We start from the raw sequence: 26,589 nt of genomic DNA on the forward strand, positions 1-26,589 counted from the left end.
CGCGAGCTCCACCAATTTGAACCATTAGTCACTCGCTTTGCTCGCGACATGAGGTTAAAAATGAAAACAATTTTTACAGCAGTTGGTGGAACAAAGCATGGAATGGAGGCGATACTGCATATTCACTTGCAGGATCTTAGCGACAATTTTGCCTGGAGAGTAAGACCTATGGTAATAGTATGTCCCGGCGGGGCATATGCTTATACTTCAGACAGAGAGGCAGATCCTGTAGCTATGCAGTTTCTGGCTATGGGATATAATGCAGCAGTTCTTCGCTATTCATGTGCACCTGCAAGATATCCTGATGCTCTGATACAGCTTGGAAGAGCTCATCTGTATCTAAGAAGACACGCTGAGGAGTTCAGGATAGATCCTGATGCTATATATACAGTAGGATTCTCTGCAGGCGGCCACCTTGTGTGTAACTACTGTGAGAGATGGTCGGAAGATTTTGTAAGGCAACAGCTTGAATATGATATAGCTCATAGTATGGCCAAGGAAGATAAGCATGTTGATGTAGAAGAGCTTCGCCCAAACGGAATGATGCTGGGCTATCCTGTTATCACATCCGGTGAATATGCACACACTGGATCTATTGAAAATCTCATAGGAACTGCAGCAGATTATGAATCAGAAGATAGGTACAGGCAGATGCTTGATGATATATCTTTGGAGAAACATGTTAATAAGGATGTCCCACCTGCATTTATCTGGGGGACTGCAGAAGATGGTAGTGTTCACCCTATGAACTCGGTGCTTCTTGTAGAGGCTTTGATGAGGGAAAATATCCCCGTAGAATATCATCTCTTCCGTAAGGGAGGGCATGGACTTTCACTTGGAGATGAGAGGACTATATCGGCGATGCCGGAAAGTGCTCTAAATGATGGCGGCAATATCAATTTCCAGGCAGCCAAGGAATACGTGCCCTCGACATCGGCATGGGTATCCATGGCAGCTACATGGATACGCGGACTCCACTGAAAACATAAAATTAAGTAGAGAGGATAAAGGTGATATGGAATTGCATAGTCTGGTTACAGATAGTGATATAACCATATGGTGGGATAAGGAGGGTGTGAACGTCTCTGAATACGAAGTCAGTATAAATGGGGAGACTTCTAAGACAGCTAAGACTCATTATACATGGGAGAATTTAGAACCTGATACAGAATACCATGTTGAAGTTAAAGCTTTATTGGCGGATAGCAATATAGTAGACACAGCAAATGAAGAAAACAAAGCAAAAACCTCTATAGCTAAAGTCAGAACACTTAAGACCAAACGAAGAATTGATGTTACCAAAGCTCCATACAATGCCGTTGGCGATGGTAAGACCATGAATACAGCAGTGATCCAGAAGGCTTTCGATGACTGCGGTAAAGGCGATCAGATCTTTTTCCCAAAAGGGGATTATATGACTGGGGCATTGCGTCTTCATTCGGATATGGAGATATATCTTGATGAGGGTGCTATACTCCATGGAACAGCAGACTTTCATGACTATCTTCCTATGATAAAAAGCAGGTTCGAAGGAATTGAGAATATGAGCTACTCATCACTTCTAAATGCCGGAGAGCTCGATCATAACAGCGAGCCTAACTGTAGTAATATCCTAATAAGAGGTGAGGGCGAAATCCGCTCCGGTGGTCAGAAGCTGGGAATGGCCATTATAGAAGATGAAACTCATAAACAGAAAGAATATCTTGAATCTCTTGGAGATAAGATCAAGGAATATGAGACAGATCATACTATTCAGGGAAGAGTACGTCCGCGTCTTATAAATCTTAGTAACTGTTCCAGGGTCAGGATCACAGGAGTGACCCTAAGTGATGGTGCATGCTGGAATGTACACATGATATATTGCGATGATATAGTCACAGATCATGTTACTATTAATTCATATGGCGTGTGGAATGGGGATGGCTGGGATCCTGACTCATCTACTAACTGCACGCTTTTTGCTACTGTATTCAATACAGGGGATGACGGCGTTGCCATAAAATCCGGCAAAAATCCTGAGGGTAATATAGTGAATCGTTCCTCGGAGCATATCAGAGTATTTGACTGTGTATCCAAGATGGGACACGGCATATGTATAGGTTCTGAGATGAGTGGCGGCGTATCTGATGTCAGGATATGGGACTGCGACCTGTCTAATTCCTGGTGCGGTCTTGAGATTAAGGCAACAAGGAAAAGAGGAGCATATGTAAAAGATATACATGTGGTAGACTGCAAGGTGTCCCGAATCCTGATGCATTCAGTTTTGTATAACGATGATGGAGAACGTATCTGCCCTCATCCTCCGGTGTTTGAAAACTGTTCCTTTGAAAGGGTACATATCCAGGGAAGATATCTTGACCAGCATGATTTTGAGGGTGGTGGGATCAAAGAGTCTGCTGCGATTGAACTGTATGGTTTTGATGAAGAAGGATATGAGATAAGGGATGTCAGGTTTAAGGATATCGAGATAGAAGATCGCAAGGTTCAGTCGATCAGTATGCAGCATTGTAAGGGAATCAGTTTTGAAAACGTAAGCTTTGTTTGATCTTCTTATTTGATGAAGTAATAAGGTTAAGAAGCGCTTTATCTGGTTATTATTTTTATATATAAATCCCCTTAAATGACGAGTTTGACAGAACGACATTTTTGTACGATGAAACGTCAAAATGACGGGTTTTCAATATTAGTTTACTATGATATAATGTTCAGCGTCTGTGGATAATAAGAACAATCTATGAAAACTTTTATTGCAGCGCATAAACTATTTTACGTAGCATTTTAGGGAGGGATATTAAATGAAATGCACTAATTGCGGCGCAGAGTTACAAGAGGGTACTCTCTTTTGTAGCGAATGCGGAACAAAAGTAATTCTTCCTGAGAGCCAGACATTTGCAGCAAATAATTTTGCTCAGAGCGGCGTTCAGGACAATTTCCAGAACAATTTCGGACAGCCAGCAGGCGGTCAGGGTGCTTCTTTTGACAATATTTATGCAGGCGTACCTGATCCGGCAGCAACACCAGCAGGTGGCGGTAAGAAGAAGGGCGGAATCAAGAAGATTCTTATTCCTATCATCATTCTCATCATTTTAGCAGCTGCAGCAGTAGGCGGAGTTTTATTCTATCTCAATTCCCGTCCTATCGAAGTAGAACTTAAGGATTATGTAAAAGTATCATTTGAAGGTTATGACACACTTGGTACAGCAACAGTTGAGTTTGATACTAAGAAGTTCAAGAGTGATTATGAAGACAAGATCAAGTATCACGGCAAAGATAAGGACATGAAGGATAAGAATGCCAAGAAACTTATCGCTGAGTACTTAGAGTCTGTTTCACTTGATAAGACAGAGAAGCTTTCAAACGGTGACAAGGTTACTGTTAAGTTCAAGCATGACGCTGATGAGCTCCTTGAGGATCTTAATATTAAGACAACAACAGATGGAATCACATTTGAAGTTAAGGGCCTTGAGGCTGTTCCTACATTCGATCCTTTCGAAGGACTCGAGATAACATACAGTGGTACAGCTCCTGATGCATATGCATCTTTAGATTACTCAAATGTAACAAATGAGTATTATAAAGATTATGATTACTCATTCAATTATGATTACGATACTTTACAGGATCTTGATAATGGTGATGTTATAACAATCACAATCAAGTATGATGATACTCAGTCAGATGAAGAGTATATCGCGAACTTCATTCAGACATATGGTGCTATGCCAACAGCTGTATCTAAGGACTTTACAGTAGAAGGACTTCCTGTAGCTATAACAAAGGCTGATCAGATCGATGATAATATTCTTGGTCAGATTCAGGACTATATCGAAGATCAGGAACTTGTATTTACTTCTGATGATATCGGAACTGGATTAACAGATGATGGTGAAGTAACACTTGGTAATGTTGAATATTATGGAATGTATGTTGGTGAGCCTAAGGAAGACAGCTATTATGACTTCCGCGCTTACGTAACTTACAAGATCACACTTGCATATGGTAAGGAAGAGTATTCTTACTACTACGTAGTAGAAATTGATGGTCTTGTTCTTGATGGCGATGGAAATCTTATGACAGATAAGATTGACTACAGCACATACAACTATGACTACCTTAGCCACAATTTCAAGGATGGTTATCGTGTATATGGAATGTATGGATATGAGGCAACATCTGACCTTGAGGATGATGTATCTTACTATTCATCATACTTCAACTTCAAGTGGGTTCTTGCAGGTGAGACTAAGTCAGGCTCAAGCAGCTCATCAGGATCAGATGATTCTACAACAGGCACTTCTGAAGAAGGTACAGAGGAAGATACTACTGAAGAAACAACTGAAGAAGAGGCAACTGAAGAAGAGTCAACTGAGGAAGAAGCAGAAGAAGAGTCTAAAGAAGACGAATAATTATAATTCTTACTCATTAAAGGTAGCAGCCGGCACTTATGTGCTGACTGCTACTGATATTTTTTAGTGAATATCAGTTGTTTGCATTGCGAGTGAATAGTTACGTAAAATGATCTATCCGCTTGACAATATGCCCCTGATAGATTTATAGTTAAATGCAAATAAACAAAAAGCTGTGACGAAGACAGTAGCGAATTGCCCAAAAGTTTCAGAGAACTGCCGGTTGGTGCAAGGCAGACCCAGTAAGCATTACGTGAAAATCACTTCTGAGCTGCGAGGCTGAAGGTAATATCAGTAGGCCAAGCCGGTATCTTCCCGTTATTAAGAGCCATATTCAACTGTATTTTTTAATACGGCGCGTATGTGTAAACAGGTGGTATAACGAAGCTGATTAATAGCTCTCGTCCTTTTTACAAGGATGGGAGCTTTATTTATTTTCAAAAAGAAGGAGCTAAGAGATGTATAAGAAGGTTGATAACAGCATGAACTTCGTAGATCGCGAAGCGCAGGTCGTTGATTTCTGGAAAGAAAATGATATCTTCAACAAGAGTGTTTCAGAAAAAGATGGCAATGAAATTTACATGTTCTATGATGGCCCGCCAACAGCTAATGGTAAGCCTCATATCGGACATGTTCTGACACGTGCCATTAAGGATATGATCCCTCGTTACAGAACTATGAAGGGATATCAGGTTCCACGTAAAGCAGGTTGGGATACACATGGTCTTCCTGTTGAGCTTGAGGTTGAGAAGGAAATTGGTATCGAAGGCAAGGATCAGATCGAAGAGTACGGTATCGAGCCTTTCATCAAGAAGTGTAAAGAGTCTGTATGGACATATAAGGGAATGTGGGAGCAGTTCTCAGGCAAGGTTGGTTTCTGGGCTGACATGGATAACCCTTATGTAACATATTATGACGATTATATCGAGTCAGAGTGGTGGGCTCTTAAAGAGATCTGGAACAAGGGTCTTCTTTATAAGGGATTTAAGGTTGTTCCTTACTGTCCTTCATGCGGAACTCCTCTTTCATCTCATGAGGTTGCTCAGGGATATAAGGTTATCAAGGATCGTACAGCTGTTGTACGTTTTAAGGTATCTGGTGAAGATGCTTACTTCCTTGCATGGACAACAACACCATGGACACTTCCTTCAAACATCGGCCTGTGTGTAAACCCTGATGAAGAGTACGCTAAGGTTAAGTGTGTTGATGGCAATACATACTATATGGCATCTGCACTTCTTGATAAGGTAATTGGACCTCTTGCTAAGGATGAGAAGGTTAATCCTGATGGAAAGCCTGCTTATGAAGTTCTTGAAACTTACAAGGGTAAAGACCTCGAGTACAAGGAATATGAGCCTTTGTATGAGTGCGCTAAGGCTGAAACAGACAAGCAGCACAAGAAGGCATTCTTCGTATATTGCGATAACTATGTAACTATGGAAGATGGTACTGGTATCGTACATATCGCTCCTGCATTTGGTGATGATGATGCCAGAGTTGGTCGTAAGTATGATGCTCCATTTGTACAGATGGTAGATGCAAGTGGTCGTCTTAAGCCTGAGACAGGCAAGTTTGCAGGTATGCGCTGCAAGCCTACAGCCAAGGAAGTAGAGCAGGGTGCTGTATCAGCAGATCCTGAAGTACTTAAGGATCTTGCAGAAAGAGGAATCCTCTTCTCATCACCTAAGGCTGAGCATGACTATCCTCACTGCTGGAGATGTGATACTCCTCTTATCTACTATGCTCGTGAGTCATGGTTTATCAAAGTTACAGATATCAAGGATGACCTTGTAAGAAATAATAAAGAGATCAACTGGATCCCTGAGTCAATCGGCGAAGGAAGATTCGGTAAGTGGCTTGAGAACATTCAGGACTGGGCTGTATCCCGTGACAGATATTGGGGAACACCTCTTAACATCTGGGAATGCCCTGACTGTGGCAAGAAGATCGCTGTTGGTTCTAAGAAAGAGCTTGCTGAGCTTTCAGGAGATGAGTCAGCTCTTACAACTGAGCTTCACCGTCCTTACGTTGATAACTACTTCATCAAGTGTGAGGAATGTGGCGGCTCTATGAAGCGTGTTCCTGAAGTTATCGACTGCTGGTTCGATTCAGGTGCTGCTCCATATGCTGAGCTTCACTATCCTTTTGAAAACAAAGAGCTTTTCGAGCAGCAGTTCCCTGCACAGTTCATCTCCGAAGCAGTAGACCAGACTCGTGGATGGTTCTATTCACTTCATGCAGAGGCTACACTTCTTTTCAATAAGCCTGCATTTAAGAACGTTATCGTTCTTGGTCTTGTACAGGATGAGAACGGACAGAAGATGAGTAAGTCCAAGGGTAATGCTGTAGATCCTATGGAAGCACTTAATCAGTACGGCGCAGATGCTATCAGATGGTACTTCTATACAAACTCCGCTCCATGGCTTCCTTCAAGATTCTATGGTAAGGCAGTCCAGGAAGGACAGCGTAAGTTCCTTGGAACACTTTGGAACACATATGCATTCTTCGTACTGTATGCAAACATCGATGGATTTGATGCATCTAACTATAAGCTTGAAAAAGATAAGCTTACAGTAATGGATAAGTGGATTCTGTCACGTCTTTACTCAACAATCGAGGAAGCTGACAAGAACCTTGAAAATTACAGAATTCCTGAAGCAGCTAAGGCTATGGATAAGTTCGTTGACGATCTGTCTAACTGGTATGTTCGTCGTAGCCGTGAGCGTTTCTGGGCTAAGGGAATGGAGCAGGATAAGATCTCAGCTTACATGACACTTTATACATGTCTTGTAGAGATCTGTAAGGCAGCAGCTCCTATGGTTCCTTTCATGACAGAAGAGATCTATCAGAATCTTGTCAGAGAGAACTTCAAGGATGCTCCTGAGTCAATCCACCTTTGCGATTATCCTGTAGTAAATGCAGAATATGTTGATAAAAAGCTTGAAGAGGATATGGAAGAGGTTCTTGATATAGTAGTACTCGGCCGTGCTTGCAGAAATGCCTGCAACATGAAGAACCGTCAGCCACTCGGACAGATGTATGTTAAGAACAGTGCTGAACAGGGCAAGGCTCTTAGCGACTTCTATCAGGATATCGTAAGAGATGAGCTTAACGTTAAGACTGTTACATTCACAGATGACGTACGTGACTTTACAAGCTATACTTTCAAGCCACAGCTTAAGACAGTAGGTCCTAAGTATGGTAAGATGCTTGGCGGTATCAAGCAGTATCTTGCTGAACTTGATGGAAACGCAGCTATGGATACACTTAATGCAGACGGATCTATCAAGTTTGAAGTAGGCGGAGAAGCTGTTGAACTTACTAAGGAAGATCTCCTTATCGACATGACTCAGAAGGAAGGCTTCATGAGCCAGGAAGACTGGGGTATCACAGTAGTTCTTGATACTAACCTTACAGAAGAGCTTGTTAGCGAAGGTCTTGTAGCAGAAGTTATCTCCAAGATCCAGACAATGCGTAAGGATTCAGGATTCGAAGTTATGGACAGAATCGTAGTATCACTTACTGGTTCTGACAAGGTTGCAGCAGCAGTTAAGGCTGATGAAGTAGCCCTTTCAACTAAGGTACTTGCAGATTCTATCTCTTATGATCAGGATCTTGACAGTGCTAAGGATTGGGATATCAACGGCGAGAGCTGCAAGATTGGTGTTAAGAGAGTTTGATAGTAAGGCTTATTCACTGATTCTTAAAAATCTTATTTAAATAATAAAAGGATGCTTTTTACATTGATGATGTAAGAAGCATCCTTTTTTGTTTTTTGGGGGTTATGTTAGAGAGTTAGTTTTAAACTCTTCTTTGTCTGGCGATTTCAATCCAGGTATTGTTGATGATTCTTGATAAATTTAAAGAATTGTACGATATAGACTTTAAGGAGATTACGTAGATGAAAAAATATATGGCATGAGGATGAAAAATCTTTAGATTTATGAAAACAAGATAATGGAAGGCATGGCAAATGAATAAAAGAACAATAGGGTTGTTACTGGCACTTAACATGGTATGTATGGCAGGCTTTAACGCACAAAAAGCAGATGCCAGATTTGCAGCGGATAATGGCAATGCAGCTGGCTCGGTGCCTATGTATGAAACGGCTACTGCATCGTCTGATGCTATTTTATACGAACAAGAGTGGTACCAGGAGGCTATTAAGTCAGGACTTCTTTCGACAGGTACCAATGGAAGATTTGAAAACTTCATAAGAAAACTTCAGAAGGGCAAAAAAGTTACTATAGCATTTATAGGCGGCTCTGTAACAGAGGGCGGCGGAGTCCTGGATCCTGCACAGTCTTATGGCGATCAGTTTATAGCTTCTCTGACAGAGAAATATCCTAAAGCCAAGATAGAATATGTCAATGCCGGAGTAGGCGGGACATCCTCTGCTATCGGAGCCCTAAGATATGACAGGGACGTTACCAAAAAGTGCTCCAAGACTCCTGATCTTGTAGTCGTTGAGTTTTCGGTCAATGACCAGGAGGATCCTACATGCGGACGCGCATATGAAAGCCTTATAAGACAGATTCTGGAAAAAGATGATGAGACTGCAGTAGTACAGATGTTTGCTGTATTTAAGTCCAGATGGAATCTTGAAGATCTCTACAAACCGGTTGGGGATCTGTACGGAACACCTATGGTAAGCGCTAAGGACGGTACTGCAGCAGCTTTTGAATCAGGGGATCTTAATAACGAATTATACTTTAGTGATGATTATCATCCGACAGCTCTTGGTCACAAGATCATGGCTGATATACTGATGAATCTTGTGAATGAAGTTGATGATGCGGTCACAGCAGGAACTGCAACAAGGTCTATAGCTCCTGTACCAGGCACATACTTCTATTCACCTGATTTCATTAATATGAAGCTTGTAAGTAGCAAGAATTCAAATGGCGCTAAGGTTAAAGCGGGAAGTTTCTCGCTGACTGATACTCAGGTTCATGCCCTTGTCAGAAACGGCGAAGTTACATTTCCTTATAACTGGTCGCATGATGGAGGTAGTAATGAGCCATTTGTATTAGAAGTTACCTGCAAGAATATTCTCTTTGATTACAAAAAATCAATCAGTGATGAATACGGGAAAGCAGAAATTTATGTAGATGGCGAGCTTGTGGCTACCCTTGATGGAAATAAGTTTGATGCCTGGAATAACAGTTATATAGAAGTTGTTTATGATTCACAGGAAGTAGCTAAGCATAAGCTGGAAGTTAAGATGGCTGAAGAAGACAAGGATAAGAAATTCACGATCCTTGGGATAGCTTATTCTGATGAAAAGATGACCTATACTCAGGATCCGATCGTCCTGGAATATACTACAGGAAGTGAAAATATTGTTTACTAAAAACAAGGGGCTTTTTAAGCCCCTTGAATTATTTACAGATTATTTATAGCTTTCCATTGTTTCCTTGATCGCGAAGTAAGCCGGTTTTGGTTCATAGTCTTTGTTGAAGATACGAGTGTTGGTAGTATCGCCTTCTCTGTAGTGATCTACAAGACCAAAGAGGGTTACGTTAGTGATATTGGCAGGTCCGCCTGACTGTGTATCCATATCCATAAGGAGCTTGAATACTTCACCGTATCTCTTTGCCTGCTTTTCAAACTGCTCATCTGTTTCTGTTTCAACTCCGATAGAAAGCTCTGTTACCTGAATCTCAAGATCAAGTTCAGCAAACTTGGTGATAGCAGCTTTGATCATAGTATCATTTGGATAGTCGATTCCCCAGTATCCCTGCATTCCGATGCCATCGATAAGACCTTTTTCCTTGAGATGACTGCACAGATCATAGATGGCCTGAGTCTTAGGAGACTGGTAGGTATTGTAGTCGTTGTAGAAGAGTTTAGCACCATCTGTTACATATTTTCTTGCATAGGTGAATGCCATCTCTACATAATCTTCACCGATAGTATCGTACCATGGGTTTGGATCCTGTCCGCACATGGTTCTGCACATGAAATAGCTGTCAGGATCGTAAGCGTCAGGTTCTACAGCTTCATTTACAACATCCCAGCAATAGATAACTCCGGGATATTCGTCCTGACAATGGGTTACAAGCTGCTTTATATAGCTTTCCATTCTAAGAAGCATTGTATCTTTATCTACATATTCACCGTCATCTGTATAACCTTCTCTAAAGAACCAGCCGGGAGCCTGAGTGTGCCATACAAGAGTGTGACCTCTCATCTTCATGCCGTTTTCCTTGCACCATTCAAGGGTAGGATCGATGGATGCAAAGTTAAGAGCGGGCTCTTCATTACCATTTTTAAGATTATCCTGAGAACCGAACTGATCAAGGATATAGCAACTCTTCATAAGATTAGTCATGGTGCAGCTGTTAAAGTGAGTCTTGCACATCTCCATGTATTCAGGAATGCCTAGTGTCTGGTTTTCAAGAGTACTTCCGTTTATTCCAACTCCAAGACTGAAATAATCTGTGCACAGATCCTTGAGCGGCACAACTTCGCCTGTAAGGTCTGTAGTATCAGATACGGATACATCAGTGTTTGAAGCTGTAGGTGTAGAAGCGTCAGTTCCAGCTTCAGTTGATGTACTAGTGCCTGTTCCAGAATCTGAAGCAATTACATCAGAAGATGCTGTATTGCTATCGGGGCTTGATGTAGATGCGCCCTGACACCCCGTAAGAAGCGCTACTACAAGAACTGAAGATAATAATTTGCGTATTTTCATATTGTCCTCCCATATATAGTTTTGCTATTGTTATGTCGAATATACAGTATTTATCAAGGGTTCGCTTCTCAATGGTTGTTATTGTCTTGCATATGATTGCTTTTTTGATGAGGCGATTAATAGAATAACGAATAGAAATAAAGAGTATCTAAGATTTTGAGATACTGCGAATATGTGTTTTAATAGTCTGATAGGAGAAATATATATGGAAAAAATAGTTAGAAAAGGGCAAGAGCCCATAATGAAACAGCATATACATGAAAACGGAATGGAGTATCTTACTTTCCCCGCGCTTGATGCTACAGGAATTGTAAGCCATTCTTTTAGCACTAGAATAGGCGGCGCATCAAAAGGTTATTATAGTGCCACTAACTTTAGCTTCACCAGAGGCGATGTAAAAGAAGACGTAGAAGAGAACTATAGAAGAATGGCTCAGATACTGGGCTATGGAAGGACTCTTGAGCATTTTGTTACAACATTTCAAACCCATACAACTAATGTTATGCGTATAACAAAAGATGATATGGGTAAAGGCGTATGCAAAGACAGAAACTATGTAGATGTTGATGGAATGATCACAAATGAACCCGGAATCATACTCACAACCTTCCATGCAGACTGCCCTCCGATCTATTTTGTAGATCCGGTTCATAAAGCTATAGGCCTGTCTCATTCAGGCTGGAAAGGTACTGTAGGAAGGATTGGCGCAAGAACTGTTGAAGCCATGACAAGGGAATTCGGAACTGATCCATCAGATCTTGTCTGTGCTATAGGACCATCTATATGCGTGGACTGCTATGAAGTGAGTAGTGACGTAGCTGAAAAGTTTATCGAAGAGTTTGAAATTGAAGATATACCGGAATATATCTCAGATTTTGAAAATAGCGATAATCCTTTGGAAATTTATAATAATAATTCTATTGAAAAGGTAGAAAATACATCTTCAATTATCAAAAGAAACAGAGAAGAAACTCCTGTTATTCTATATAAAAAAGCAGGCAGTAAATATCAGCTTAATCTATGGGAGGCAATAAGGAGAACTCTCATTGATGCAGGCGTTAAAACTTATAATATATCCATTACAGATATCTGCTCTCATTGCAATCCTGACTATATCTTTTCACATAGAACAACAGGAGAAAAGCGAGGTAACCTCGCTGCATTTTTGGTCCTCAATAGCTAATAAATTAAATTGATACAACCGATATATCTTTTGGTATGTGCGTTTATTAATAACATTTCTTAGCACTAATAGTAGTGTAGCTTTTAAGCATTGTATGTAAGCTAAATAGTAGAATCAGGAATGTGGCAAATATGATCATAAGCCGATTTTGAAAATGCTCTTGAGTTTTCTTAGGATCTTAGGAGCGTTAGTACAGCGTGTTCACGATAGCGGATAAGATCCTTAGAAAACTCAAGGTTATTTTCACATGAGGCTTATGATCATATTTGCCACATTCCTGACGCGACCACCTTCATACAAACATTTGCCATTTTTACCAAAAATGAAGTACAATATATATAAATTTTCCCCAAAAACATTACTTTTTGTATTTATTCATATTTTTATATCCCGGAGGTATACGTATGGCTAAAATTAAGTCCAGGTCAGCTTTTGACAAGGAATTATTTAAACGTAGTGTCTTATACAATATCAAAACTCTCTATCGCAGAACTTTAGAAGAAGCAACTCCCCAACAGATATATCAGGCGGCCAGCCTTGCGATCAAAGACCAGATAATCGATTACTGGATGGATACGCAGAAGGCTCTGGAAGAACAGGATCCCAAGATCGTGTACTATATGTCCATGGAATTCCTGATGGGAAGAGCTTTTGGTAATAACCTCATTAACCTTCGTGCTTATGAAGGTGTTGGTGAAGTTATGGATGAGCTTGGCGTAGATCTTAACCTGATCGAAGATCAGGAACCGGATCCGGCTCTTGGTAATGGTGGTCTTGGAAGACTTGCAGCATGCTTTCTTGATTCACTGGCTTCACTTAATTACGTGGCTTACGGATGCGGAATCCGTTATAAATACGGTATGTTCCGTCAGGAGATACATGATGGATATCAGGTGGAAAAGCCGGATGACTGGCTTGCTAACGGTAACCCGTTTGAGCTTCGTCGTCAGGAATATGCCAAGGAGATCAAGTTCGGCGGATATGTAAAGATGTATCAGGACGAGAACGGAAGGACTATGTTCAAACAGGAAGATTATCAGGCTGTTAAGGCAATCCCGTATGATCTTCCAGTGCTTGGATATGGTAACGATGTTGTTGATACTCTTCGTATCTGGGATGCTGAGCCTATTAACAATTTCCAGCTTGACTCTTTTGATAAGGGCGATTATCAGAAGGCTGTAGAGCAGGAGAACCTTGCCAAGCAGATATGTGAAGTATTGTATCCTAATGACAATCATATAGCGGGCAAAGAGCTAAGACTCAAACAGCAGTATTTCTTTATATCTGCATCTGTTCAGACTGCTGTTCAGAAATACCTTAAGAATCATGATGACATCAAAAAGTTCTACGAGAAGAATGTATTCCAGCTCAATGATACTCATCCTACAGTTGCTGTAGCTGAGCTCATGAGAGTTTTAATGGATGATTATTATCTTGAGTGGGATGAAGCATGGGATATAACAACTAAGACATGCTGTTATACTAACCATACTATCATGGCTGAAGCTCTTGAGAAGTGGCCTCAGGATCTTTTCCAGAGACTTCTTCCTCGTATATATCAGATCGTTGAGGAAATCAATAGAAGATTTAATATAGAAATAGTAAACAGATACTCAAACGATCCGAAGGTAAGCATTGATGAAAAGATCCGTAAGATGGCTATCCTTTATGATAACCAGGTACGAATGGCTCACCTTGCTATCGTAGGAAGCCATTCAGTTAACGGTGTTGCAAAGCTTCATACTGAGATCCTTGAAAAGAGAGAATTAAAGGATTTCTATGAGATGATGCCTGAGAAGTTCAATAACAAGACTAATGGTATCACTCAGAGAAGATTCCTTATGCATGCAAATCCTCTTCTTGCAAACTGGTGTACCAAGAAGGTTGGCGACGGCTGGATTACAGACCTTACAGTTCTTAGCGGTCTTAAGAAGTCAGCCGATACTGCTAAAGCCCAGAAGGAATTCATGGCGATCAAGAAAAAGAACAAGGAGCGTCTTGCAAGGTATATTCTGCAGCACAATGGTATTCAGATCGATCCTGATTCCATTTATGACTGTCAGGTAAAGAGACTCCATGAGTATAAGCGTCAGCTCCTTAATATACTTCATGTAATATACCTTTACGATAAGATCAAGACAGATCCGAAGTTCGATATGCCAAAGCAGACCTTCATCTTTGGAGCAAAGGCAGCAGCAGGTTATAGGATAGCAAAGCTTACCATTAAGCTTATTAATTCTGTAGCAGATGTTGTTAATGATGATCCTGATGTAGATGGCCGTATAAAGGTTGTATTCATAGAAGATTACAGGGTATCGAATGCTGAGCTTATCTTTGCGGCAGCAGATGTTTCAGAGCAGATCTCTACTGCAAGTAGAGAGGCATCAGGAACAGGTAATATGAAGATGATGCTTAATGGCGCTGTTACTATCGGTACCATGGACGGTGCTAATGTAGAGATAGTCAAGGAAGTTGGAGAGAAGAATGCCTTTATCTTCGGTCTTTCTTCTGATGAAGTTATTGAGCATGAGAGGAAAAATGACTACGATCCAATGAGTATCTATACTAAAGATGCTGTGATCAAGAAAACTGTGGATCGCCTCATTGACGGAACATTCAGTAAGGATAAAGAGCTTTTCAGACCACTTTGGAATTCTCTTCTTAATACAAAGGATACAAGTAAGGCAGATACCTATTTTATCCTGAAAGATTTCCATTCATATGCTGATGCTCAGGCAAGAGTTCGTAAAGCTTATGAAGATAAGGCAGGATGGGCTAAGATGGCTATGCTTCAGACAGCATGCTGCGGTAAGTTCTCATCTGACAGAACTATTGAAGAGTATGTCAAGGACATATGGCATCTTGATAAGATCAAGGTTTGATCATACCGACCCCTTACAGTTATAACATGGCTGTAAGGGGCCTTATTTTTTACATTAATTTCGCAACTTGATTATAAAGTCATATGATTGTATATTTATAAAAGCGAGATTGTATACACGTATATCGCGCGAGTATAATTGTTGTTAAGATGTTAACCTGTTGGGGCATATCACCTTTTTATCCCGACATCATTGCATGGCAGGAGGTACAGATGATCACTACTACTAAAAACGGCGCATATCTTGTAAATGGTACAGATCTTATTGAAGATGGTGCGCAGGCTCTTTCTGAAGTCGCAGCAAAAACAGGTAAGACTCCGGACAAAGAAGAAGCCAGAAAAGGAACTATCGCATACAGCATTCTCAAAGCCCACAATACTTCGGGCAATATGGAGAATCTTCAGATAAAGTTCGACAAACTTACATCCCACGATATTACATATGTTGGAATCATACAGACTGCAAGGGCATCAGGACTTACAAAGTTCCCGATACCTTATGTTCTTACAAACTGCCATAACTCACTTTGTGCAGTAGGCGGAACTATCAATGAAGACGACCACATGTTCGGTCTTACAGCAGCCAAGAAGTATGGCGGAATGTACGTTCCACCTCATCAGGCTGTTATTCACCAGTTTGCAAGAGAAGTCCTTGCTACAGGCGGCGGTATGATCCTTGGATCTGATTCACATACTCGTTATGGTGCGCTTGGAACCATGGCTATGGGTGAAGGCGGACCAGAGCTTGTTAAGCAGCTCCTGAGCCAGACTTACGATATCAAGATGCCTGGCGTTATAGCTATCTATATGACAGGAGAGCCTGTAAAGGGCGTTGGACCTCAGGATGTAGCTCTTGCTATCATCGGAGAAGTATTCAAGTCAGGCTATGTTAAGAACAAGGTTATGGAGTTTGTAGGACCTGGCGTAGCAGGCCTTTCTGCTGACTTCCGTATCGGCGTTGATGTTATGACAACAGAGACAACATGTCTTTCATCAATCTGGCAGACAGATGAAGAGATCGAGAATTTCTATGATATCCATGGAAGAAAAGAAGATTATAAGAAGCTCACACCTTGTGACGTAGCATATTATGACGGCGTAGTTAAGGTAGATCTTAGTACTATAAGACCTATGATCGCTATGCCATTCCATCCTTCAATGGCTTACGAGATAGATTTTGTTAATGCAAACCTTGAGCAGATGCTTCATGAAACAGAAGAAAGAGCTAAGGTTTCATTTGGAGATAAGATCGAGTACTCTCTTAAGGATAAGATCGTTGATGGTAAGCTCCTTGTAGATCAGGGTATCATCGCAGGCTGTGCAGGCGGCGGATTTGAAAATATCTGTGCTGCAGCTGACATCATGAAGAACCAGTATATTGGTGCTGATAAGTTCACTATGTCAATCTATCCTGCATCAACACCTATCTATATGGAACTACTTAAAAACGGCGTTGCAGCATCTCTTCTTGAGACAGGAACTGTTCTTAAGACAGCTTTCTGCGGACCATGCTTTGGCGCAGGAGATACACCTGCAAACAATGCATTCTCGATCCGTCATTCAACACGTAACTTCCCTAACAGAGAAGGTTCAAAGGTTCAGAACGGACAGATCTCTTCTGTTGCACTTATGGATGCAAGATCAATCGCAGCTACAGCAGCTAATAAGGGCTTCCTTACACCTGCAACAGATTTTGATGGAGAATTCAATAAGTATACATATCACTTTGATGCAAACATCTATAAGAACCGTGTATTTGATTCTCACGGAGTTGCTGATCCGGATGCTCAGATCCAGTTCGGACCTAACATCAAGGACTGGCCTAAGATGGAGGCACTTCCAAAGGATCTTGTACTTAAGGTTGTATCTGAGATTCACGATCCTGTTACAACAACAGATGAGCTTATTCCTTCAGGTGAGACATCATCTTACAGATCAAATCCTCAGGGACTTGCAGAGTTCACCCTTTCAAGAAAAGATCCTGAGTACGTAGGACGTGCAAAAGAGATCCAGAAAGCAGAAACAGCACTTGTAGCATCTGAAGATCCTACTAAGGCAGTTCCTGAACTTGAAAAGGTAATTGAGACTATCAAAAAGACCGGCGCAGATGTTAAAATGGATGTAGAGAGTATCGGATTTGGTTCTACTATCTTTGCAGTAAAACCAGGTGACGGATCAGCCCGTGAACAGGCTGCTTCCTGCCAGAAGGTACTTGGCGGATGGGGTAACATAGCTAATGAATATGCTACAAAACGTTACCGCTCCAATCTCATTAACTGGGGTATGCTTCCATTTATAATTGAAAAAGGCGATCTTCCTTTCAAGAACCTTGACTACATCTTCCTTCCTGATATAAGAAAAGAAGTTGAAGACAAGGCAGACACTATCAAAGCTGTAGCTATAAGCGGCGATGAGACAAGGGAGTTCACACTTACTCTTGGAGATCTCACAGATCACGAAAGACAGATCATCCTTGACGGTTGCCTTATCAATTTTAACAGGCAGTAAAAAAATTCAGGTCAAAAAATCTGATCTTTAGACCCGGATATTAGATCTGAATAATATATACAAATAATATAACTGGGGGATGGCTTGTAGTATGTGGACTCATATGAAGAGAGGATCAGCTGGTGTTGCACTTATTTCCTGTATCGCTTTGGTATCGGGATGCGCAGAATCTGCGCCTTCCATAAATCCTATAACAGAAACGATACAAGAGGATGCGCTTGTAACTCCTGATCCGGCTCTTTCTACAGCAGTCAGCGTGCAGAGCATATCTCCCTGCATTCTGGTGGACCAGAATGGCTATAGAACAGGAGCTTCCAAGCTTGTTCTTTTCAACTGGAAAGAACAGGATAGGGAGCTTTTGCCGTCTATATTTGAAATTAAAAGAGTATCTGACGATGTAACAGTTTTTACAGCATCGATAACGTGGCCAGATGACGGGAATGTTGGAAATGGCTATTTTACAGACTTCCAGACAGATGGTGAGTATTATATCTACGCAGATGGAATGGGAGATTCATGCTCTTTTGCCATAGGGGATAATGTCTATGACACTATCTATGAAAGTTCACTGCGGCAGTACTATCTCAACAGATGCGGAGTAGCGCTGACGCAGGAGTATGCAGGAGATGATGCAAGAGGTATATGTCACTCAGATCTTGCAACTCTTGAATCGAACAGCTCTGTAACACTTGATATAACAGGCGGCTGGCACCTTGATTCTAACGCTGACAGGGATGTTGAGACGGGGTGTCTTATAATCGATAACCTTCTTCTTGCTTATGAAATGAATCCGGATGTATTTAAGACAGATAGCGGAATACCTGAAAGCGGCGATGATGTTCCGGATATGCTTGATGAGGTAAGGTATGAAGCCGAATGGCTTTTGAAGATGCAGGATTCTAAAACGGGCGGTGTCTATGCATCAGCACTTACAAATGCAAAGCCCGGGCAGAATCTTTCCATGGCAGAAGTATTGGTAACTGATATCACGCCGGAAGCTACAGTGAGTTTTGCGGCAACGCTTGCATGGTGCAGTTATGTATATGCGGATATTGATTCGGCTTTTTCCGAGAAATGCCTTAAGGCTTCAAAGAAGGCATATGAAGCAGCAAGTTCTATGGGAGCACTTGGAGCTTACGATGCTTCTTTTCTCGCAGCAGCGCAGCTTTACAGACTGACTGGGGAAAAGACTTATGAGAACGGCCTTACAACGTATTTTAAGACCAGCTCTTTTGAATCAGACTTCATCATGAAGGACTGCATATTCATGGGTGGTATATGTTACCTTAAGACTACACAGCCTGTTAACAGAGATGTGTGTTCCAAGATAATGGGAGCATTGATAAGTGAGGCTGAGACTATAAGCGTGGCATCCAAGAAATCTGACTATATGGTCTCAACGGGGAACTACGATGACGTCGTGACTATACTTCGTAATATGCGCTGCCTGACAGTAACTAATCACATCCTGTACAGCCAGGAATATGTTGAGATAATAGAAAATCATGCACATTTCCTTCTTGGAAGAGGGCCGGAAGGAGCGAATCTTGCGACGGATACTACGGAATATACCTACAAGGATAGTGGGAGCGGAAAGGGAATCTTATACGATCCGATACTGGATGCAGAGTTTTTGATACTTATGAGTGCGATCATGTAGGGGAGTAACTGATTTCGCACATATAAAAGTATGGCAGCGCTGGAGTATTCCTGAGGCGGGCAGTTAATAAATGATTTGATTGTCATGAAAAATATATTGAATTCAAGGCATGATATCTGGAGATTTCTATTCCCAGGGTCCGAAACTCGCTTCGCTCAGACATGCGGACCCTAAGCGGGAATATAAATATCCATCTATCAAGCTCTTGAATTCAATATATTTTTCAAAGACAATCAAATCATTTATTAACTGCCCGCCTCAGGAATACTCAAGGTATTAGTGATATTTTTATATGAGCGAAGTTAGTTGATTAATTATTTGTGGTGCTTGATTCACTTGAGCTTGGAGAGATACATAAAAAGAGGATGCCAGTATTGGTATCCTCTTTTGCTATTTTTATCTAAAGTAGATAGATTATGAGGAATCAGACTTGTTGTGTTGCTTGATTGAAAAATGCACACTATAAAATTGTCATTCGTCTCATAAAAATGACGTTTCGGCAGAAAATGGACACAAACCATTTGAATAATTGTATAATTTTTAAAATTTTTTATGCTGTGTTTTAAAGGGGAATAGTTCTATAAATAATAGAAAAATTTTTTAAAAGAATTGGGGGAAATAATAATGAAAAACAGAATATTCATGGATGTTCAAGAGGTGTTTCAAATTGCAAATAATCTAGATTGTTACAGCAATAGTCAGACTATAATGATAGAAAAGTATCGTGTACAGATTAAGAAATTGATTGACGAGATGGAAGGAGAAGCAAAGTGTAGCTTTGATATAGCTTCTAAACATATCTATCTGGAGACAATAGATGCTATTAGAAGAATGCAAGCTTTTAGTAAGATATATAGATTTACAGGAGAAGAAAGACTCATAATAGATAAGAAAGCGGCAGAGAGCGCGAAGGTAGAGAAAAGAACTCATGAAAAAAGAGAGAGTATTATAGGAACAGAAAAACAAAATAGTGTAGATCATAATGATATAGATTTACCGTTCGAAGGTCCAATTTCATTAGACAAATTTGATAAAACATGGTCTACAGGTAAAGTTTCACTAGAATCGTATTTTAACAGTTTTATTCCAAAAAATATATCTAATGATGAATTGATAAAATGGCTTGATGATATGACGGATGATTTTGTGATTCCTCAAGAAGATATTGATGATCATAAAAAACAAAATCTAAAAGAAATAGATAAAGTATATACAAGCGGACAGTATATCGAAAATCAGTATATGTGGACTAATGTAAAATATGGTGAGATGGGGGTTGGATTGATAAATGGAGATGGCGAAGTAATTGCAGAATACAAAGAAGAGTTTGATATGCAATATAATGGTTGCGGAATAATAGCTATAATTAATGCTTATCATTCCTTGGGCATTGATTTATCGAATGAGGAAGTTGCGGAGTTAATAGCTGAGTTTGAGGAAAATGGGTGCGTTTGGGGCGGTAAATTTGGAACATCACCTATTGCTATAGTTGAATACTATGAGAATAATACTCCATATTTAGTGCAAACGACAACCACAACAAATTCTAAAGAAATTGAAGCATTTTCCAAAGGCAGTGATACGTTTATAGTTGAAGTATATAATAACGCTGATGATATAAATGAGGGTATGCATTATGTAAATATTGAAAAAAGAAAAGACGAAAATGGTAATATAACATATGTTGTTCATAATGCAGGTGAATTTGAGGATAAAAATGGTAATGGGTATATAGAAGATGATGAATATATTGAATATGATTCATTAGATAAGGCTATAAAAGCTGTAGGTAATGATGATAATTCCCAACCAATTATGATTATTGGACTTTCTGATGCACCAATCACTGACGCACCAGAGAAAGAGGAGAAGACATGTTAAAAAAAATACTTTCAATGATGTGCCTTGTGCTAATTCTTACAGGATGTCATAAAGAATATCCAGGTGGATATATTCCATATATTAACGAAATGGGGCCAGGTGAAATAGAATGTAATTCTTTTTATCACTATATACGTGTTAGAGATGGGCTTAATAAGTCTGGTTTACAGCGTTATGACTTGATTACAGAAAAGGATCAGGACATATATGCAGTTTCAGACCCGCACAAGCAGGAAATTTCAAGCTTTTATGGTGATGATAATGTGGTCTATTTTGTAGTGACAACTCATGAAAAAGGGAGTGATGAAAGCAGCTTTTATTGTTACGATTTAAAATCTGATACATGTGAAAACCTATTGACATCAGAAGAATACCTATATGTCTGTATGGATTCATTTGCCAATAAAGTATTACTAATAGCACATACACAAGATTATTATATTGAAAACAGAATCTTGCAAGAGATAGATCCTTCAAATGTTGTTAGAAGTTCAATTGGTTATCACGAATGTATTGTTAGACAAGTGGATGCAAATGGAACATTAATTGAAATCAGTAAAGAATTTAATGGTAGTGAATTCACTTATAAAGTAGCTGATGCAACAGGAGTAATTACGGCATTATCGGATTGTGGCGGAGAAGAAGCGGGACTATCTGATTATTTCACTATAGAAGGCGATAAGGTCATTGGTATTGTACAGATTACAAAAGAAGGGATGTATGGCATTATCCCGTGTAATTACATTAGAGGCGGGGAGTTGAAAAAAGAAGTACTTGTCTCTTTGGATTACAAAACAGGAGAAAGTGAGATTCTATACGATTCTAAAAATAATACTATAAGGATAATCGGATATAGTAATGGTAAAGCTTATCTATATAAAAAAGATAAAGTGATCCGCAGAAATCTATCAGATGGTAGTGAGGAGGAAATCTATTCTTTATCGTATGATGGAAATGGTCAGTTATCATTCAACTGGATTGGAAGTAAGCTGATAATCTTTGATGAAGATAATCAGCAGGTGGTTGCTAATATTCAAACATAAAAAGAAGGACATCGCTTAGGCATATTATCTAAGCGATGTCCTTTTTGTGAAATAGTTTTAAAAGCAAAACTAGTATTTAATTTTCATTAAGATTTTTGGTATATGCTTCCTGCATCATGTTCCTGAAGTACTCATGAACCTGTTTTTGGTCTTCCTTAGAGAGGTCGCTGAAGCGAACTGGAGGAAGGTATTCGAGGACTACATGCGTTGACTTAAGGAATGGAAGGTGGTTCTCAAAGATGTCACGTGTATGTGTGACAATCATTGGAACGATAGGGCAGTTAGTGCGTTGCGCAGGTTTGAAGCTTCCTTTGTGGAATTCCTGGATTGTTGTTTCGTCTTTGCTTCTTGTTCCTTCAGGATATATGCAGATTGAAATGCCGCTTTTGATCTTATCGATAGCACTGAAGATTATCTGTGCGCTCTGCTTAACGTCGCTTCTGTCCATGAAGAGACAGTCGAGGAAGAGCATCCACCAGGAAAGGAAAGGAACCTTTAAGAATTCCTTCTTGGCTATATAACCTGTAGGTCTTGGAACTCTGCAATAGGTAAGTACTACGTCGAAATAGCTTAAGTGGTTACCGATATAAAGAACTGCTTCGTCCTTGGGTACATTTTCTTCGCCTTTAACAGTAAGCTTAACGCCTGCAAGGAAGGCTACAACTCTGAATGCCCAGGATACAATAGCAAGAGAACTTCTTCTTGATAGATCTTTGTTGATAAGACCTATAATAAGTTCGATGATATAAAGCGGAATGGATACTATAAAAAATACTAATAAAAATAATGCGGTAAGAATGAATCTGATCATCTTGAACTCCTATTTGGTTTATTGTTTTCTGTTATGTCTTGTTGATGGAAAACTATATAAACATTTTTAATCTTTTTAATGCGTGCATTGCCTTGTTATGTGATATATTGTTAACAAAACCAAGACGCAGGTTTATTATAGTTTAGATGAGCACAGTAGGTCAAATCGTTAGCTATAGCAAGGAGAACGTGCATGCTTTTAATTAAAAACGGATATGTAATGGACCCTGAATCAGGCTGGGAAGGTAAGGCTGATATCCTAGTTTCTGATGATGGAATTATATCAAAGATTAGTGAAACTATTGATGAAAGCAGTTTAGAAGCTGCATCTGATCATGACGTGATAGATGCAAACGGCCTTATAGTTACAGCAGGTCTCATTGATGGTCACGTCCACTTTAGAGATCCGGGGCAGACGTACAAAGAGGACATAATAACGGGAGCCGCTTCTGCAGCAAAGGGCGGATACACAAGCGTTATCATGATGGGTAACACGATCCCTCATATGGATAATGTCGATACTCTTAAATATGCTCTTGAAAAGGGCAGTACCACAGGAATTCATATTTATGTCTGCGGTAACGTAACTATGGGTATGGAGGGCAAAGATCTTACAGATATGCCTGAGCTTATAAAGGCTGGGGCAGTCCTTTTTACAGATGATGGAAAACCTGTAATCGAAGAAAGCCTTATGAAGACTGCATGCGTAAATGCAGCAAGGCTTAATAAAGTGATAAGTCTTCACGAAGAAAATCCCAAGTATATAAAAGAAAATGGCGTAAATTCCGGCAGCGCGGCAGAGAGTCTTGGACTTACAGGGTCTGATCGCATGGCTGAGATATCTATGGTTGAAAGAGACATAAAGATCGCAGAAGAGACAGGATGCGCGCTTACGATTCAGCATATAAGCACCAAAGAGGCTGTTGATCTTATAAGACAGGCAAGGAAAAGAGGTGCAAATATCCATGCAGAGGCTACTCCTCATCACTTCACTCTTACAGATGAAGCGGTAAAAGAGCATGGTACCCTTGCCAAGATGAATCCGCCTCTTAGAAAAGAAGATGATAGGATGGCGATAATCGAGGGACTTAAAGATGGAACTATCGATATGATAGCAACAGATCATGCGCCTCATAGTAAAGAAGAAAAGGATAAGGATTTTAAGGATGCTCCAAGCGGAATAATAGGGCTTGAGACAGCTTTTTCCCTGGGACTTAGAGAACTTGTGGAGCCGGGATATCTGACGATAAGAGAGCTTCTTGATCGCATGAGCACTGCTACAGCTAAGCTATACGAACTTCCGGGAGGAGCTGTAAAAGAGGGAGCACCGGCGGATCTTATGATATTTGATAAAGATGAAAAATGGGTTGTTCCGGACAAGTTTGCATCAAAAGCTGTAAATTCTCCATTTATTGGAGAGACAATGCCGGGGGTAATCAAGTATACTATAGCAAGTGGTAAGGTTGTATATAAAACAGTCTAAAGGTAGGTATTTATGGCAAAGAAGAAAGTAAGTGCAAAAGTTATATCTCAGAAGATCCTTGCTGATGGGATATATGATCTGAGACTTGAAACAGAGATTACAGAGGATGCAGTTCCCGGTCAGTTCGTTGGAGTTTATACAGATGATAAGTCATCACTCCTTCCTCGCCCTATCAGTATCTGCGGTGTAAGTAAGGAAAAAAATGAACTTAGGCTCGTTTACAGAGTTGTGGGTAAGGGAACAGATCTTTTTTCAAAATTAACAGAGGGTGATCATGTAGATGTACTGGGACCTCTGGGTAATGGCTATCCTATGGAAGAAGCTGCAGGTAAGACTGCGATCCTTATGGGCGGCGGAATCGGCGTTCCTCCACTTTTGGAGCTTGCAAAAAGGCTCACAAGACTTCCGGAAGATAAGCGTCCTAAAGATATCAAGATAGTAATGGGATACAGGAATGATCAGACTTTCCTTGCTGATGAATTCAGAAAATATGCTGAGCTTTATATAGCTACAGATGATGGAAGCCTTGGTACACACGGAACGGTAATAGATGCTCTTAATGAACAGAATATCGAGGGTGATGTTATCTATACCTGCGGACCTATGCCGATGCTTAGAGGAATCAAAAAGTATGCTGCAGAGCATAACATGAAGGCATATCTTTCTCTTGAAGAGAGGATGGCATGCGGCGTTGGAGCCTGCCTTGGATGCGTTGTAAAGACAAGGGATGTAGATGCACATTCACATGTCAATAACGCAAGGATCTGTACAGATGGACCTGTATTTGATGCAGAGGATGTAGATATCTGATATCGGTTAATTCATGTAAAAATAATGATATCAGTATATAGATATAAATATCTAAATACTACCTATGTAAAGTCAAGGTATATATAGGCATATAATCATAAAGACTATTGTTATTAAAAGTCATGCAGAGCATGAAATAGGAGAAAATGTGAATACTAAGATAAATATCGCAGGTGTAGAATTCAAAAATCCGGTAATGGTTGCATCAGGAACCTTTGGATCCGGCCAGGAGTACGGAGAATTTGTAGATCTTAATAAGCTTGGAGCAGTTGTGACTAAGGGCGTTGCAGACAAGCCCTGGCCTGGCAATCCTGTTCCAAGAGTAGCAGAGACAGCAAGCGGAATGCTCAATGCAATAGGCCTTCAGAATCCGGGAATAGATGTTTTTATAGAAAGAGATCTTCCGTTCCTTCAGAAGTATGACACGAGGATTATCGTCAATGTATGCGGACATTCTGAAGAAGAGTATCTGAATGTAGTAGACAGACTTTCTGATGAGAAAGTTGATATGCTTGAGATCAACGTATCCTGTCCTAATGTCAAGGAAGGCGGTATAGCATTTGGAACCAGGCCTGATGCTCTCTACAATATAACAAGTGAGATCAAAAAGCATGCTAAGCAGCCTGTAATCATGAAGCTATCGCCTAATGTAACAGATATAGCTGAGATGGCAAGGGCAGCAGAGAGCGCAGGAGCTGATGCTATATCACTTATAAATACCATCACAGGCATGAAGATAGATATTAACAGGAGGAAATTCGTCCTTGCCAATAAGACAGGCGGACTTTCAGGCCCTGCTATAAAGCCTGTTGCTGTGCGCATGGTATATCAGTGCGCTCAGGCAGTTAAGATCCCGATCATTGGAATGGGCGGAATCGCAACAGGTGAGGATGCAATAGAGTTCATGCTGGCAGGAGCTACGGGTGTTGCTGTTGGTATGATGAACTTCCATGATCCGTATTCTACCCAGAAGGTTGTAGACGGAATTAATAAGTACATGCAGGAACAGAAGGTTGATGATATAAACGAGATCATTGGCGCGGTGCATGAATGATAGCGTTGTAGTTATTTGAGTGTATAGTATTTGTATATAAAGTCACATTATTGTCGGTAAAAACCTATTAAATCACCGACAAAAATGTGACTTTTTATAATTTTGAGGTGTAAGAAAAGCGAGTGCGAATCTGGGAATAATATTACAGAATGAATTCAACAAATCAACAAATG

Annotated in this window: 16 protein-coding genes; 14 read left to right on the top strand and 2 right to left on the bottom strand. The window is 40.3% G+C overall.

Annotation, left to right across the window (positions count from 1 at the left end; translation table 11 throughout):
* Positions 1-60: 60 nt before the first annotated feature.
* The 5 genes from WAA20_RS02350 (at position 61) to WAA20_RS02370 (ending at position 9,759) form a co-directional block, all read left to right on the top strand.
* Positions 61-981 (top strand): alpha/beta hydrolase, encoded by a 921-nt coding sequence (locus WAA20_RS02350; RefSeq protein ID WP_073389063.1) that lies wholly within the window; start codon positions 61-63, stop codon positions 979-981.
* Positions 982-1,015: 34 nt separating this feature from the next.
* A complete protein-coding gene (locus WAA20_RS02355) occupies positions 1,016-2,545 on the top strand; it encodes a glycosyl hydrolase family 28 protein (protein WP_073389064.1) in 1,530 nt (509 codons plus the stop codon).
* A gap of 250 nt (positions 2,546-2,795) precedes the next feature.
* Entirely contained in the window at positions 2,796-4,406 is a 1,611-nt protein-coding gene (locus WAA20_RS02360) for a zinc ribbon domain-containing protein (RefSeq protein ID WP_073389066.1), read from the top strand.
* Between the two features lie 458 nt (positions 4,407-4,864).
* Positions 4,865-8,086: an isoleucine--tRNA ligase gene (gene ileS, locus WAA20_RS02365; RefSeq protein ID WP_073389067.1), complete on the top strand. Its 3,222-nt coding sequence runs from the start codon at positions 4,865-4,867 to the stop codon at positions 8,084-8,086.
* A 293-nt stretch (positions 8,087-8,379) separates the two neighbouring features.
* Positions 8,380-9,759 carry an SGNH/GDSL hydrolase family protein gene (locus WAA20_RS02370; RefSeq protein ID WP_073389069.1) on the top strand — a complete coding sequence of 460 codons (1,380 nt, stop codon included), beginning with the start codon at positions 8,380-8,382 and terminating at the stop codon, positions 9,757-9,759.
* Between the two features lie 39 nt (positions 9,760-9,798).
* On the opposite strand, the gene WAA20_RS02375 is transcribed toward WAA20_RS02370, so the two are convergent.
* On the bottom strand, positions 9,799-11,103 hold the full coding sequence (locus WAA20_RS02375) for an endo-1,4-beta-xylanase (RefSeq protein WP_073389070.1): 1,305 nt from the start codon (positions 11,101-11,103) through the stop codon (positions 9,799-9,801).
* Positions 11,104-11,308: 205 nt separating this feature from the next.
* On the opposite strand from WAA20_RS02375, the gene pgeF reads away from it, so the two are divergent.
* The 6 genes from pgeF to WAA20_RS02405 all read left to right on the top strand — a co-directional run bounded on the left by pgeF (position 11,309) and on the right by WAA20_RS02405 (position 22,259).
* Positions 11,309-12,286 carry a peptidoglycan editing factor PgeF gene (gene pgeF, locus WAA20_RS02380; RefSeq protein WP_073389072.1) on the top strand — a complete coding sequence of 326 codons (978 nt, stop codon included), beginning with the start codon at positions 11,309-11,311 and terminating at the stop codon, positions 12,284-12,286.
* Positions 12,287-12,690: 404 nt separating this feature from the next.
* Complete coding sequence (locus tag WAA20_RS02385) at positions 12,691-15,168, top strand: glycogen/starch/alpha-glucan phosphorylase (RefSeq protein ID WP_073389073.1); 2,478 nt, start codon at positions 12,691-12,693, stop codon at positions 15,166-15,168.
* 212 nt (positions 15,169-15,380) lie between these two features.
* Positions 15,381-17,675, top strand: a complete 2,295-nt coding sequence (locus WAA20_RS02390) for a hydratase (protein ID WP_073389075.1) — start codon at positions 15,381-15,383, stop codon at positions 17,673-17,675.
* A 103-nt stretch (positions 17,676-17,778) separates the two neighbouring features.
* Complete coding sequence (locus tag WAA20_RS02395) at positions 17,779-19,335, top strand: glycoside hydrolase family 9 protein (RefSeq protein ID WP_167562741.1); 1,557 nt, start codon at positions 17,779-17,781, stop codon at positions 19,333-19,335.
* A 624-nt stretch (positions 19,336-19,959) separates the two neighbouring features.
* On the top strand, positions 19,960-21,216 hold the full coding sequence (locus tag WAA20_RS02400) for a hypothetical protein (RefSeq protein ID WP_073389078.1): 1,257 nt from the start codon (positions 19,960-19,962) through the stop codon (positions 21,214-21,216).
* Entirely contained in the window at positions 21,210-22,259 is a 1,050-nt protein-coding gene (locus WAA20_RS02405; protein ID WP_073389079.1) for a hypothetical protein, read from the top strand. The genes WAA20_RS02400 and WAA20_RS02405 overlap by 7 nt, the downstream gene beginning before the upstream one ends.
* Before the next feature lie 76 nt (positions 22,260-22,335).
* Here the strand turns inward: WAA20_RS02405 and WAA20_RS02410 are convergent, their stop codons facing one another.
* Positions 22,336-23,070: a 1-acyl-sn-glycerol-3-phosphate acyltransferase gene (locus WAA20_RS02410; protein WP_073389081.1), complete on the bottom strand. Its 735-nt coding sequence runs from the start codon at positions 23,068-23,070 to the stop codon at positions 22,336-22,338.
* Positions 23,071-23,262: 192 nt separating this feature from the next.
* Between WAA20_RS02410 and WAA20_RS02415 the strand changes: the two genes are divergently transcribed.
* The 3 genes from WAA20_RS02415 (at position 23,263) to WAA20_RS02425 (ending at position 26,416) form a co-directional block, all read left to right on the top strand.
* The gene (locus tag WAA20_RS02415) at positions 23,263-24,552 is read left to right on the top strand and encodes a dihydroorotase (protein ID WP_073389082.1); all 1,290 of its coding nucleotides are present in this window, start codon (positions 23,263-23,265) and stop codon (positions 24,550-24,552) included.
* A gap of 12 nt (positions 24,553-24,564) precedes the next feature.
* Entirely contained in the window at positions 24,565-25,362 is a 798-nt protein-coding gene (locus WAA20_RS02420; protein WP_073389084.1) for a dihydroorotate dehydrogenase electron transfer subunit, read from the top strand.
* Between the two features lie 148 nt (positions 25,363-25,510).
* Entirely contained in the window at positions 25,511-26,416 is a 906-nt protein-coding gene (locus tag WAA20_RS02425; protein WP_027207350.1) for a dihydroorotate dehydrogenase, read from the top strand.
* Positions 26,417-26,589: the final 173 nt, after the last annotated feature.

This window comes from Butyrivibrio fibrisolvens, assembly GCF_037113525.1.
Classification (GTDB): Bacteria; Bacillota; Clostridia; order Lachnospirales; family Lachnospiraceae; genus Butyrivibrio; species Butyrivibrio fibrisolvens.